Source organism: Streptomyces sp. NPDC044044 (genome assembly GCF_056434405.1).
The window spans coordinates 422139-434688 of the sequence record NZ_JBWKFG010000010.1; the positions used below are offsets into that span (position 1 = coordinate 422139).

At 70.0% G+C, this 12550-nt stretch carries 13 protein-coding genes; 7 read left to right on the forward strand and 6 right to left on the reverse strand.

What is annotated here, in order from left to right:
- The first annotated feature begins 87 nt into the window (after positions 1 to 87).
- The 3 genes from pknB (at position 88) to AC07AG_RS35530 (ending at position 3688) form a co-directional block, all read left to right on the forward strand.
- Positions 88 to 2070, forward strand: a complete 1983-nt coding sequence (gene pknB, locus AC07AG_RS35520) for a Stk1 family PASTA domain-containing Ser/Thr kinase (protein WP_478760506.1) — start codon at positions 88 to 90, stop codon at positions 2068 to 2070.
- An 85-nt stretch (positions 2071 to 2155) separates the two neighbouring features.
- Complete coding sequence (locus tag AC07AG_RS35525) at positions 2156 to 3067, forward strand: deoxyribonuclease IV (RefSeq protein WP_478760507.1); 912 nt, start codon at positions 2156 to 2158, stop codon at positions 3065 to 3067.
- 78 nt (positions 3068 to 3145) lie between these two features.
- Positions 3146 to 3688 carry a DUF4396 domain-containing protein gene (locus AC07AG_RS35530; RefSeq protein WP_478760509.1) on the forward strand — a complete coding sequence of 181 codons (543 nt, stop codon included), beginning with the start codon at positions 3146 to 3148 and terminating at the stop codon, positions 3686 to 3688.
- A 25-nt stretch (positions 3689 to 3713) separates the two neighbouring features.
- Here AC07AG_RS35530 and AC07AG_RS35535 read toward each other — a convergent pair whose 3' ends face one another.
- On the reverse strand, positions 3714 to 4346 hold the full coding sequence (locus AC07AG_RS35535; RefSeq protein ID WP_361045532.1) for a sulfite oxidase-like oxidoreductase: 633 nt from the start codon (positions 4344 to 4346) through the stop codon (positions 3714 to 3716).
- A 174-nt stretch (positions 4347 to 4520) separates the two neighbouring features.
- On the opposite strand from AC07AG_RS35535, the gene bfr reads away from it, so the two are divergent.
- A complete protein-coding gene (bfr, locus tag AC07AG_RS35540) occupies positions 4521 to 5000 on the forward strand; it encodes a bacterioferritin (RefSeq protein WP_160504564.1) in 480 nt (159 codons plus the stop codon).
- Between the two features lie 18 nt (positions 5001 to 5018).
- On the opposite strand, the gene AC07AG_RS35545 is transcribed toward bfr, so the two are convergent.
- The 3 genes from AC07AG_RS35545 to AC07AG_RS35555 form a co-directional block, all read right to left on the reverse strand.
- Positions 5019 to 5270 carry a (2Fe-2S)-binding protein gene (locus tag AC07AG_RS35545; RefSeq protein WP_249590401.1) on the reverse strand — a complete coding sequence of 84 codons (252 nt, stop codon included), beginning with the start codon at positions 5268 to 5270 and terminating at the stop codon, positions 5019 to 5021.
- Between the two features lie 136 nt (positions 5271 to 5406).
- Positions 5407 to 6759 (reverse strand): class II 3-deoxy-7-phosphoheptulonate synthase, encoded by a 1353-nt coding sequence (locus AC07AG_RS35550; protein ID WP_249590400.1) that lies wholly within the window; start codon positions 6757 to 6759, stop codon positions 5407 to 5409.
- Positions 6760 to 6794: 35 nt separating this feature from the next.
- Positions 6795 to 7724, reverse strand: coding sequence for a DUF2867 domain-containing protein (locus AC07AG_RS35555; RefSeq protein ID WP_478760511.1), 930 nt, complete (start codon positions 7722 to 7724; stop codon positions 6795 to 6797).
- A 51-nt stretch (positions 7725 to 7775) separates the two neighbouring features.
- On the opposite strand from AC07AG_RS35555, the gene AC07AG_RS35560 reads away from it, so the two are divergent.
- The 3 genes from AC07AG_RS35560 (at position 7776) to AC07AG_RS35570 (ending at position 10391) form a co-directional block, all read left to right on the forward strand.
- Positions 7776 to 8363, forward strand: a complete 588-nt coding sequence (locus AC07AG_RS35560; protein ID WP_478760512.1) for a TetR/AcrR family transcriptional regulator — start codon at positions 7776 to 7778, stop codon at positions 8361 to 8363.
- A 10-nt stretch (positions 8364 to 8373) separates the two neighbouring features.
- On the forward strand, positions 8374 to 8430 hold the full coding sequence (locus tag AC07AG_RS35565; protein WP_361046300.1) for a trp operon leader peptide: 57 nt from the start codon (positions 8374 to 8376) through the stop codon (positions 8428 to 8430).
- Between the two features lie 110 nt (positions 8431 to 8540).
- The gene (locus tag AC07AG_RS35570; protein ID WP_478760513.1) at positions 8541 to 10391 is read left to right on the forward strand and encodes an anthranilate synthase family protein; all 1851 of its coding nucleotides are present in this window, start codon (positions 8541 to 8543) and stop codon (positions 10389 to 10391) included.
- Here the strand turns inward: AC07AG_RS35570 and AC07AG_RS35575 are convergent.
- Positions 10388 to 11392: a 2-hydroxyacid dehydrogenase gene (locus AC07AG_RS35575; protein WP_478760514.1), complete on the reverse strand. Its 1005-nt coding sequence runs from the start codon at positions 11390 to 11392 to the stop codon at positions 10388 to 10390. The two genes, AC07AG_RS35570 and AC07AG_RS35575, sit on opposite strands and share 4 nt — an antisense overlap.
- Positions 11393 to 11508: 116 nt before the next feature.
- Positions 11509 to 12537 (reverse strand): 6-phosphofructokinase, encoded by a 1029-nt coding sequence (locus AC07AG_RS35580; protein ID WP_478760515.1) that lies wholly within the window; start codon positions 12535 to 12537, stop codon positions 11509 to 11511.
- Between the last annotated feature and the right edge of the window lie 13 nt (positions 12538 to 12550).

Sequence of the window (12550 nt, forward strand, 5' to 3'; positions counted from 1 at the left end):
CGCGTGCCTGTCACAGCTCGGCTGCAGTCGGGGCCCGAGCCAACCCGGGCGGGCAACCGTGTCAGCGGTGGCTCGTAGACTCCCTGCGTGGACACGACCCTTCAGGACCCGCTCGTCGGGCAGGTGCTCGACGGCCGCTATCGCGTGGACGGGCGGATCGCGGTGGGCGGGATGGCCACGGTCTACCGGGCCGTGGACACCCGCCTCGACCGCGTGCTCGCGCTCAAGGTGATGCACCCGACGCTTGCCGCCGACGTCTCCTTCGTCGACCGCTTCATCCGCGAGGCGAAGTCGATCGCCCGGCTCTCCCACCCGAACGTGGTGGGGGTGTACGACCAGGGCGCCGACGGCGCGTACGTCTATCTGGCGATGGAGTACATCGCCGGCTGCACCCTGCGTGACGTGCTCCGCGAGCGCGGCGCCCTGCAGCCGCGCGCGGCCCTCGACATCCTGGAGCCGGTCCTCGCCGCGCTCGGCGCCGCGCACCGCGCCGGGTTCGTGCACCGCGACATGAAGCCGGAGAACGTCCTCATAGGGGATGACGGCCGGGTCAAGGTCGCCGACTTCGGGCTCGTGCGCGCGGTGGACACCGTCACGAACACGACCGGCACGGTCCTGGGCACGGTCTCCTATCTCGCCCCCGAGCAGATAGAGCACGGCACGGCCGACACGCGTGTGGATGTGTACGCGTGCGGGGTCGTGCTCTACGAAATGCTGACCGGCGCCAAGCCGCACTCCGGCGAGTCGCCCGCCCAGGTGCTCTACCAACACCTCCACGAGGACGTGCCGCCCCCGTCGGCGGTGGTTCCGGGGCTCGCCGTCGAGCTCGACGAGCTGGTCGCGTCCGCCACCGCCCGCAACCCCGACGTCCGCCCGCACGACGCGGTGGCGCTCCTCGGGCAGGCCAGGGAGGCGCGGGCCGCGCTCTCCCTGGAGCAGCTGGACGCGGTGCCGCCGCAGGCGCACACGACGGAGCACGGACACGACAACTCCGACGACCGTACGAGCGTGATTCCGCGCGCGGTGCGGTCCGTGCAGCTGCCGCTCCCCACGGACGGCGATCAGAACCAGCAGGACCAGCGGGACCAGCAGGGCCGCGAGGACCAGCTCAACCGCACGAGCATCCTGCAGACGCCTCCGCCGGCGCCACCGGCCGCCCCCGACCGCAGGCGAGCCCCCGATCCGCGCCGCCGCGCGATGGTGGTCGTGGCCGCCGTCCTGCTCGCGCTCGGGCTCGGCGCCGGTGTCTGGTACATCAACTCCGGCCAGTTCACGAAGGTCCCGCCGCTCCTGGCGAAGACCGAGGCGGCGGCCAAGGAGCGCCTCGGCGAAGCCGGACTCGACGTGAAGGACGTCAAGCGCGCGTACAGCGACACCGACAAGCGCGGCACGGTCATGGCCACCGACCCCGGGGCGGGCGAGCGCATCCGCGACAACGGCAGCGTGACGCTGACCGTCTCGATGGGCCCCGAGATCGTGAAGGTCCCGAGCCTCAAGGGCACCCCGCTGGCCGCGGCCAAGAACAAGCTCAAGGACGTCGGGCTCGCTCCCGGGATGACGACCAAGGCCTTCAGCGACGAGGTGCGCAGGGGCTCCGTGATCAGCACGGACCCGCAGTCGGGCACCAAGCGCAAGGCGGGCTCGGCCATCGCGATCGTCGTCAGCAAGGGCCCCGAGGTCGAGGTCCCCGACGTGACGGGCGATTCCCAGGCCGACGCGACCGCCGAGCTCGAGGACCTGGGCCTCAAGGTCAAGATCGAGACGAAGCGGGTCCACTCGGACGAGGACAAGGGCACGGTCGTCGACCAGTCCCCCAGGGAGGGCCAGAAGCGCCTCGCCGAGGGTGACACGGTCACGCTGACGCTCTCCAAGGGCCCGGAGATGATCGAGGTCCCGGACGTCGAGGGCATGAGCGTCGACGACGCCACGCAGAAGCTGGAGGACGCGGGCTTCGAGGTCGACGAGGACCGCGGGCTGCTCGGCATCTTCGGGGACACGGTCAAGGGCCAGTCGGTGGAGGGCGGCGACGAGGCGCCCAAGGGTTCCACGGTCACGATCGAGATCCGTTAGCTCGCGCAGTTCCCCGCGCCCCTGACGGGGCGCCCGGCGGGATCCGGCGGCAGGGCGCCCTCGCGCCCATGCCACCCTTGAGCGCGTGAGCAGCAACAAGTCCCCCAGCAGCGCGTCCAGCGGCACCCCCTGCCGCAATCCCGTCGGCGGCCACGTCCCCGTCGCCGGCGGTCTTGCCTCCGTAGGGCTTTCGTACGCCCGGGAGCTGGGTGCCGAGGCCGTCCAGGTCTTCGTGGCCAACCCGCGCGGCTGGGCGACCCCGCCCGGCAACCCGAAGCAGGACGAGGAGTTCCGCGCGGCCTGCGCCGCCGAGAACATCCCCGCGTACGTCCACGCGCCCTACCTCATCAACTTCGGCTCGCACACCGAGGCGACCGCCGAGAAGTCCGTGGAGTCCCTGCGCCACTCGCTGCGCCGGGCCCGCGAGATCGGCGCGCTCGGCGTCGTCGTGCACACCGGCTCGGCGACCGGCGGCCGGGACCGCAGCGTCGCGCTGAAGCAGGTGCGTGACCGGATGCTGCCGCTCCTCGACGAGCTGACGCACGACGACGACCCCTTCCTCCTCCTGGAGTCGACCGCGGGCCAGGGCTTCTCGCTCTGCTCACGCACCTGGGACTTCGGCCCGTACTTCGACGCCCTCGACGCCCACCCGAAGCTGGGCGTCTGCCTGGACACCTGCCACATCTTCGCGGCGGGTCACGATCTGACCGGGCCGAGCGGCATGAAGCAGACGCTGGACCTCCTTGTCGACACCGTCGGCGAGGGCCGCCTGAAGCTGGTGCACGCCAACGACTCCAAGGACGTGGTCGGCGCCCACAAGGACCGCCACGAGAACATCGGCACCGGCCACATCGGCGAGGAGCCCTTCCGCGAGCTCATGCTCCACCCCGCGACCGCGGACGTACCGCTGATCATCGAGACGCCCGGCGGCAAGGAAGGTCACGCGGCGGACGTGGCGCGGCTGAAGGAGCTCAGGAGCATCCAGAGACTCCGGTGATCCCTTGAGGAATACCCCCCAGGGGTATACGGTTCTTGCCAGGCGGCAGGAACCGATATCCGACGTTGGGGGACTCTCATGCAGCACGGCCACGACACTCATGCCGAGCACGCGCACCACAGCCCCGAGCACGGGGACCACGAGCACGCGCACCACGCCCACGAAGGGCACCACGGCATGGGCAAGGTCAGCTGGCGGATGGCGGCCCAGGCGACCCTGCACTGCCTCACCGGATGCGCCATCGGCGAGATCCTCGGCATGGTCATCGGCACCGCGCTCGGCTGGGGCAACCTGCAGACGATGATCCTCGCGATCACCCTGGCCTTCTTCTTCGGCTACGCCCTGACCCTGCGCGGCATCCTCAAGGCGGGCGTCGATTTCAGGACGGCGTTCCGGGTCGCGCTCGCCGCGGACACCCTGTCCATCGCAGTGATGGAGCTCATCGACAACGGCGTGATCGCGTTCTGGCCGGGAGCGATGGACGCCCACCTCTCGGACCCCATGTTCTGGTGGATCCTCGCCATCGCCCTGGCAGCCGCTTTCGTGATCACCGTCCCGGTCAACAAGTGGATGATCGGCCGCGGCAAGGGCCACGCCGTGGTCCACCAGTACCACCACTGACCAGGCAGAACGGAAAGAAGCGGGACTAGAGCTCGGGGCCGTCCCCGGGCTCTTCCTGGTACGAGTAGCGCTGCTCGGTCCAGGGGTCGCCGACGTTGTGATAGCCGCGCTCCTCCCAGAAGCCGCGACGGTCGGCGGTCATGTACTCCACGCCTCGGACCCACTTGGGCCCCTTCCACGCGTAGAGGTGGGGCACCACGAGCCGCAGCGGGAAACCGTGCTCGGCGGTCAGCAGCTCTCCCCCTTTGTGGGTGGCGAAAATCGTGCGCTCGTCCATGAAGTCGGCCATCCGCAGATTCGAGCTGAAGCCGTACTCGGCCCAGACCATCACGTGGGTGGCGTCGGGCGCGGGCGGCGCGATCTCCAGCAGCGCACGCGCGGGCACACCGCCCCATTCGGCGCCGAGCATGCTGAACTTCGTGACGCAGTGCAGATCGCCGACCACGGTGGCGTACGGAAGCGCCGAGAACTCCTCGTGCGTCCAGCAGTGCTTGTCCCCGTCGGCGGTGGCCCCGAAGACCCTGAACTCCCAGCGCTCCGGGCGGAACTTCGGCACCGGACCGTAGTGGGTGACCGGCCAGCCCCGCTGCAGTCGCTGCCCCGGTGGAAGCTCCGGCTCCACTGCTTCCCGAGATGCGCGATCCGCCGACTGACCCATGCGTCCATCCTGACAGACCTGGGTAGGTGGACGTGACCAGGAGGCCGCCGACAGTGGCTGGTCAGCCGTTGATTGGGGCAACTCCTACTAAGCGTGCACTTACTGGACGGTCACTCACACCGGTGCAAGGATGCGCGGAACCTGCCCAGTTACCACGTGGAAGGAGCCTCTGCGATGCAGGGCGACCCCGAGGTCATCGAATTTCTCAACGAGCAGCTGACCGCCGAGCTCACGGCGATCAACCAGTACTTTCTCCACGCCAAGATGCAGGAGAACTTCGGCTGGCCCAAGCTCGCGAAGTACACCCGGTCCGAGTCGATCGACGAGATGAAGCACGCGGAGATCCTGACCGACCGGATTCTCTTCCTCGACGGCCTGCCCAATTATCAGCGGCTCTTCCACGTGCGCGTGGGTCAGACCGTCACGGAGATGTTCCAGGCCGACCGGCAGATCGAGGCGGAGGCGATCGACCGCCTCAAGCGCGGTATCGAGGTGATGCGCGGCAAGGGGGACATCACTTCCGCGAATATCTTCGAGTCGATCCTCGAGGACGAGGAGCACCACATCGACTATCTCGACACCCAGCTGGAACTGGTCGAGAAGCTGGGCGAGCCGCTCTACATCTCGCAGCTCATCGAGCAGCCGGAGAGCTGACCCGAGCCGAGAGAGGGCTCAGGCGGCCTCGTCCAGGCCGGTGAGGACGGGCTGGCCCTGGTCGGCGAGCTCCCTGCGGGGGCACGTGCCCCGGCCGAGGAGCGCCTGAATGCTCCGTACGCACGAACCGCAGTCGGTGCCCGCCTTGCTGGCGGACGCTATCTGGCGGGGTGTGCAGGCGCCGTCGGCCGCGTGCTGCTTCACCTGCGCCTCGGTGACCCCGAAGCAGTTGCAGACGTACACGCGGTTCACCTCCCGGACAGGATTCATCGGCGGCGCCGTCCCGATTAATCGGTGAGGCTAACCTAACCTTACCCATGACCCCGGGTCCACAAAAGCCCCCGATACGCCAGTGGGGCACGGATCACATGGATCCGTGCCCCACCGTCGCGTCTCGCGGGAATAACTACTGGTCGCGGTACATCTCCGCCACCAGGAACGCCAGGTCCAGGGACTGGCTGCGGTTCAGGCGCGGGTCGCAGGCCGTCTCGTAGCGCTGGTGCAGGTCGTCGACGAAGATCTCGTCGCCGCCGCCCACGCACTCGGTGACGTCGTCACCGGTGAGCTCGACGTGGATGCCGCCCGGGTGCGTGCCCAGGCCCTTGTGGACCTCGAAGAAGCCCTTGACCTCGTCGAGCACGTCGTCGAAGCGGCGGGTCTTGTGACCGGATGCCGCCTCGAAGGTGTTGCCGTGCATCGGGTCGGTGACCCAGGCGACGGTCGCGCCGGACGCGGTGACCTTCTCGACCAGCTCGGGGAGCTTGTCGCGGACCTTGTCGGCGCCCATGCGGACGATGAAGGTCAGACGGCCGGGCTCGCGGTCCGGGTCGAGGCGCTCGATGTACTGCAGCGCCTCCTCCGTGGTCGTCGTCGGGCCGAGCTTGATGCCGATCGGGTTGCGCACCTTGGAGGCGAACTCGATGTGCGCGCCGTCCAGTTGACGGGTGCGCTCACCGATCCAGACCATGTGGCCCGAGGTGTCGTAGAGCCGCCCGGTGCGCGAGTCCACGCGGGTGAGGGCCGACTCGTAGTCGAGGAGCAGCGCCTCGTGCGAGGCGTAGAACTCGACGGTCTTGAACTCCTCCGGGTCCGTCCCGCAGGCGCGCATGAAGTTGAGCGCGTTGTCGATCTCGCGCGCCAGCTGTTCGTAGCGCTGGCCCGAGGGGGACGACTTCACGAAGTCCTGGTTCCAGGCATGCACCTGGCGCAGGTCGGCGTAACCGCCGGTGGTGAAGGCGCGCACCAGGTTGAGCGTCGAGGCGGACGCGTTGTACATCCGCTTCAGGCGCTCGGGGTCCGGGACGCGGGACTTCTCGTCGAAGTCGAAGCCGTTGACCGAGTCGCCGCGGTACGTCGGCAGGGTCACGCCGTCGCGGGTCTCGGTGCCCTTGGAGCGCGGCTTCGAGTACTGCCCCGCGATACGGCCGACCTTCACGACGGGCACGGAGGCCGCGTACGTGAGGACAGCGCCCATCTGGAGCAGCGTCTTCAGCTTGTTGCGGATCTGGTCGGCGGACACGGCGTCGAAGGCCTCGGCGCAGTCGCCGCCCTGGAGCAGGAACGCCTCTCCCTTGGCGACGGAGGCCAGTCGGGCGCGCAGCTGGTCGCACTCGCCCGCGAAGACGAGCGGCGGATACGACTCGAGCTCCGCGATCACATCGCGCAGAGCCTCGGCATCGGGGTACTCAGGCTGCTGCGCCGCGGGAAGGTCTCGCCAGGTGTTGCCACCGGTTGGGGTGGTCTTAGCGTTCACGGTCACCCCCACAACATTACGGGGTGATGTCTGCCGTCCATTCACCCGCTCACCAAGTGAGACGGAGCAGACACAGCGGAGCGCCGACGTCCGGCCTCCCGGTCGCCCGCGTGCGGTGCAGCGAGGGCGAGCCTGCGGTGCGTGCGGCGCAGCATCGTGCGGGCCATGAAGGGGTGCACGCGCCTGACCACGCCCCAGTAGATCCGGCCGCGCAGCGTGTCGGCCCGCGCGACGGTGCTCAGCGTGACGTGCCGGCCGTCGACCAAGATCGAGGCGCGCGCCGTCAGGCCCGCGGTGTCCACCTCCAGGAGCAGCTCGTCGCCCTCGCGGGCGAGGACGGGGAAGGCGTCGCGCAGGATGCCGGTCCAGGCCTCCGGGTCGCGCGGCTGCCCGGGGAGCAGCTCCATGCGGTACGCGTCCTCGTAGCCGGGGCGGTCGACGGCGGTGCGGATGAGGTGGGCGGACTCGGGCGTCCCGACGGTCTCCGGGCGGCTCCACATGAGCCGGTTGTACAGCCGCACCCTGGGCGACCACCGCACGGGACGGGCGCAGCCGCCCGTCGCGGCCCGCTCGATGTTGTCGAAGACCTCTTCGATGATCGTGTCGTGCAGGGGCCGGACGACGGCGGGCCACAGCAGGCGGTCGCGGCCGCGCAGCCCGGTCTCCAGGACATGACGGACGCGGCAGCGCCCCTCCCCCATCGGCTCGACGGCCATCTCGTGGAAGCCGTTGTCCGGCGGGGTGAAGGCGAAGCGCACGCGGCGCCCCTGCTCGTACTCCGTGACGCCGTAGCGGACCGGGCCGTGGCCGCCGGTCGCGCCCACGCCGAGCGGGCGGTCGAGGACCATCGGCTCCCAGGCGGGCGTCGGGAAGATCGGGTCGTCATCGACGGAGAGCCGGTCGAGCAGGGCGCCGACCACCTCCGCCGGAGCCTCGATCACGCGCTCGTGTTCGTTGAGTACCGTGCTCATCGCGAACCTCCATACGCTGGCGTATGGTCGACCATACGGTACCGTACGGACATGGTGCAACGGCAGCAGAAGAAGCCCGCGGGCAAGCCCCGCCTCACCGCTCAGGACTGGGCGGACGCCGCCCTCACCGCGATCGGCGAGGGCGGGCTCGCGGCCGTCGCCGTGGAGCCCCTGGCCGTCCGGCTCGGCACCACCAAGGGGAGCTTCTACTGGCACTTCGCCAACCGTGACGCGCTCATCGAGGCCGCTCTGAACCGCTGGGCACAGATCAACACCGAGGAGACGATCCAGGAGGTCGAGGCCGAGCCCGACCCCCGCAGGCGCGTCCGTCTGCTCTTCGCCGAGGCCATCGCGTCGGCCACGTCCGACCCCCTGGAGGTCGCCCTCCTCGCGACCGCGTCGCACCCCCAGGTCGCCGAGGTCCTGCTCCGCGTGACCGAGCGCCGCGTGGCGTACGTCGCCGAGCTCTTCGCCGGGCTCGGCTTCCCCGGGCCGGAGGCACGGCGGCGCGGGCTGCTGGCGTACACGGTCTATCTGGGGCACGCGCAGCTCGGGCACGCGGTGCCGTCGGCGCTGCCCCCGGCCGACGAGTTCGGCGCGTATCTCGACGAGGCCCTGGACGTCCTGATGATGCGCTAGGGTGCGGGACATGCACGCGCAGACGAACCGAAACTGGTGGTGGCCCGCTCATCCGGCGGCCCACTGATTCTGCGCGTTTCGAGACTCGCGAAGGCCGCCCGAGGGGCGGCCTTCAGTGCTTTCCGGACCTCCGCGAGGCCGGGGCCGTTCCTCTCCGAGTGAGAAGGAACCACACCGATGCACCTGACAGAGCTCCTGTCCGACGACCGCCCCTTCGCCGTCCTGCGCCGCCGCACCCCCGGCCACGACCACGACACGGTCGAGGTCCTGATCGGCGCCGTCGGCACGTACGACCGGCTCGCCGACATCCCCGACGAGGGCCTCGCCCTGATCCCCTTCCGGCAGATCAGGGAGCGCGGTTTCGACGTACGCGACGACGGCACGCCGCTGGCGGTCCTGACGCCCGAGGAGACGTACGAACTCCCGCTCTCCGAGGCCCTGTCGACGCTTCCGGCCCACGATGTTCGCGTCGAGGGCGGGGCCTTCGACGTCGACGACGCCGCGTACGGGCAGATCGTCGGGCGGGTCCTGCGCGAGGAGATCGGGCGGGGCGAGGGCGCGAACTTCGTCATCCGCCGGACGTACGAAGGTGAGATCCCCGGCTTCGGCAGGGCGGACGCCCTGGCCCTCTTCCGCAGGCTGCTCGTGGGCGAGCGGGGCGCCTACTGGACGTACGTCGTGCACACCGGGGACCGGACCCTGGTCGGGGCGAGCCCCGAGGTGCATGTGCGGATGTCCGGCGGGACGGTCGTCATGAACCCGATCAGCGGGACCTACCGCTACCCGGCCGAGGGCCCCACGGCGGACGATCTGCTCACCTTCCTCGCCGACGGCAAGGAGACCGAGGAGCTGTCGATGGTCGTCGACGAGGAGCTCAAGATGATGTGCACCGTCGGCGACATGGGCGGGGTCGTCGTCGGGCCACGGCTGAAGGAGATGGCCCATCTCGCGCACACCGAGTACGAGTTGCGGGGCAAGTCGTCGCTCGACGCGCGTGAGGTCCTGAAGGAGACGATGTTCGCTGCGACCGTCACCGGCTCGCCCGTGCAGAACGCCTGCCGCGTCATCGAGCGGCACGAAGCGGGCGGGCGCGGCTACTACGCGGGGGCCCTCGCCCTCATCGGCCGTGACGCGGGCGGCGCGCAGACCCTCGACTCCCCCATCCTGATCCGCACCGCCGACATCTCCGCGGACGGCCGTCTGCGGGTCCCGGTCGGCGCGACGCTGGTGCGCGGCTCGGACCCCGCGAGCGAGGTGGCCGAGACGCACGCGAAGGCGGCCGGCGTGCTCGCCGCACTCGGGGTACGGCCAGGGCGGCCCCGCGACGAGCGCGTACGCCCCGCGCTCGCCGACGACCCGCGGGTGCGCGCGGCGCTCGACAGCAGGCGGGCCGGGCTCGCGCCGTTCTGGCTGCGGATGCAGGAGCAGACGGCCGAGCTGTCCGGGCATGCCCTGGTGATCGACGGCGAGGACACGTTCACGGCGATGCTCGCGCATCTGCTGCGCTCCTCGGGCCTCACGGTCTCCGTACGCCGCTACGACGAGCCGGGGCTGCGGGAGACGGTCCAAAGGCACGAGGGCCCGCTGGTCCTGGGCCCCGGGCCCGGCGACCCTTCCGACCCCACCGACCCGAAGATGACCTTCCTGCGCTCGCTGACCGCCGAGGTGATCCGCGAGCACCGCCACGGTGTCCTCGGCGTCTGCCTCGGCCAGGAGCTCCTGGCCGCCGAGCTCGGCCTGGAGATCGTCCGCAAGGAGGTCCCGTACCAGGGCGCCCAGACGCGGATCGACCTGTTCGGACGGCCGGAGACGGTCGGCTTCTACAACAGCTTCGTGGCCCACTGCGACGAGGAGACGTCCCTGGAACTGGCGGCGCACGGCATCGAGGTCAGCAGGGACACGGCCACGGGAGAGGTCCACGCGCTGCGGGGGCCCGGTTTCGCGGGCGTCCAGTTCCACCCGGAGTCGGTGCTCTCGCTGCGCGGGACCGCGATCGTGCGGGAGCTCCTGTCCGGCGTGCTGGTCTAGGCCGTGGGGGCCGCCGGGACCAGCACGTTCTCGCTGCGGCGGCCCTCCTTGTAGTCCAGGACGTTCTGCACCGTGGTGTCGATGATCTGGCCGACCGCGTCCACCGTGTAGTACGCCTGGTGCGAGGTGACCACGACGTTCGGGAACGTCACCAGGCGGGCCAGGGTGTCGTCCTCGATGGCTTCGAGCGACTTGTCGAGGAAGAAGAGCCCGGCCTCCGCCTCGTACACGTCGAGCCCGACGCCCGCGAAGCGCCCCATGCGCAGCTCCGAGACCAGGGCGTCGGTGTCGATCAGGCCGCCTCGGCTGGAGTTCACCAGGATCGCGTCGTCCTTCATCATCCGCAGCGCGTCGGCGCCGATGAGGTGCTGCGTGGCGGGGAGCAGCGGCACGTGCAGGCTGATCAGGTCGGCGTCGGCGAAGAGCTGCTCCTTGGCGACGTACTTCATGCCGAGCTCGACGCACGCGGGGTTCTCCGCGACGTCCCAGCCGAGCAGATTCATGCCGAAGCCGTGCGCGATCCGGGTGAACGCCTCGCCGATCTTCCCGGTGCCGAGCACGCCGACCGTGCGGCCCCGCAGGTCCCGGCCCATCAGGCCGTCCAGCCTGAAATCGAAGTCGCGGGTGCGGTTGCTGGCGCGGACGATGCGGCGGTTGACGGCCATCGCCAGGGTCCAGGCGAACTCGGCGACGGAGTACGGCGAGTAGTACGAGACGCGGGCGATGGTGAACCCGAGGCGCTCGGCGACCTGGAGATCGATGTTGTTGAACCCGGTCGAACGCTGGGCGATCATCTGCGTCCCGCCCGCGGCGAGGGTCTGCAGGACGCGGTTGCCGAGATCGGCGTTGACGCTGGTGGAAATGATCTCGTAGCCGGCGGCGATGGGGGCGGTGTCCTCGGAGAGGAAGACGTCCAGGCAGCGGATGTCGTGGTGGCCCTCGAAGGCCTTCTCGATCAGCGGCTTCTCGTCTGCCTGCACGCCGAAGGCGAGGATTTCCATGGGGAGAGTCTAGGTATCAGGGGGCGATACGGCACTGCGGAGAAACGGGTGGGCGAGTGGGCGGGTGGGAGAGTTCCGCCGCGAAGCGGCGGCGCAGGGCACCCGCCCACCGGAGATCAGCCGAAGAAGACCCCGACCTCGGAGTACAGCTTCGGATCCACCGTCTTCAGACGGGCCGTCGCCTCGGCGATCGGGACCCGCACGATGTCCGTGCCCTGCAGCGCGACCATCTTCCCGAAGTCACCGTCCCGCACGGCCTCGATCGCGTGCAGGCCGAAGCGCGTGGCCAGCCAGCGGTCGAAGGCGCTGGGTGTCCCGCCGCGCTGGACATGCCCGAGGACGGTGGTACGCGCCTCCTTGCCGGTCCGCCCCTCGATCTCCTTGGCCAGCCACTCCCCCACGCCCGAGAGCCGCACATGCCCGAAGGAGTCCTGCGTGCCGTCCTTCAGGACCATCTCGCCGTCCTTGGGCATGGCCCCTTCCGCGACGACGACGATCGGCGCGTACGACGCCTTGAACCGCGAGGTCACCCAGGCACACACCTGGTCGACGTCGAAGCGCTGCTCGGGGATGAGGATGACGTTCGCGCCCCCGGCGAGCCCGGAGTGCAGCGCGATCCATCCCGCGTGCCGCCCCATGACCTCGACCACCAGGACGCGCATGTGCGACTCGGCGGTCGTGTGCAGCCGGTCGATCGCCTCGGTGGCGATGCCCACCGCGGTGTCGAATCCGAAGGTGTAGTCCGTGGCGGAGAGGTCGTTGTCGATGGTCTTCGGTACGCCGACGACATTGATGCCGTACTCGTCGGTGAGCCGCGCGGCGACGCCGAGGGTGTCCTCGCCGCCGATCGCGATGAGGGATTCGACCTCGTACTTGGCGAGGTTCTCCTTGATCCGGCGGACGCCGTTCTCCTCCTTGAGCGGGTTGGTGCGCGAGGAGCCGAGGATGGTGCCGCCGCGGGGCAGGATGCCCCGCACGGCCGGAATGTCGAGCTGGACGGTGTCGCCCTCCAGTGGACCGCGCCAGCCGTCCCGGAAGCCGACGAAGTCATAGCCGTACTCCTGCACGCCCTTGCGGACGACGCCCCGGATGACGGCGTTGAGCCCGGGGCAGTCGCCGCCTCCGGTCAGTACTCCGACCCGCATGGAAAAGTCCCTT

Coding starts and splice junctions, on each gene's coding strand:
- AC07AG_RS35530 (WP_478760509.1), top strand. CDS start 3,146: ATGCAGCACGGCCACGACACTCATGCCGAGCACGCGCACCACAGCCCC.
- AC07AG_RS35535 (WP_361045532.1), bottom strand. CDS start 4,346: ATGGGTCAGTCGGCGGATCGCGCATCTCGGGAAGCAGTGGAGCCGGAG.
- bfr (WP_160504564.1), top strand. CDS start 4,521: ATGCAGGGCGACCCCGAGGTCATCGAATTTCTCAACGAGCAGCTGACC.
- AC07AG_RS35545 (WP_249590401.1), bottom strand. CDS start 5,270: ATGAATCCTGTCCGGGAGGTGAACCGCGTGTACGTCTGCAACTGCTTC.
- AC07AG_RS35555 (WP_478760511.1), bottom strand. CDS start 7,724: ATGAGCACGGTACTCAACGAACACGAGCGCGTGATCGAGGCTCCGGCG.
- AC07AG_RS35560 (WP_478760512.1), top strand. CDS start 7,776: ATGGTGCAACGGCAGCAGAAGAAGCCCGCGGGCAAGCCCCGCCTCACC.
- AC07AG_RS35570 (WP_478760513.1), top strand. CDS start 8,541: ATGCACCTGACAGAGCTCCTGTCCGACGACCGCCCCTTCGCCGTCCTG.
- AC07AG_RS35575 (WP_478760514.1), bottom strand. CDS start 11,392: ATGGAAATCCTCGCCTTCGGCGTGCAGGCAGACGAGAAGCCGCTGATC.
- AC07AG_RS35580 (WP_478760515.1), bottom strand. CDS start 12,537: ATGCGGGTCGGAGTACTGACCGGAGGCGGCGACTGCCCCGGGCTCAAC.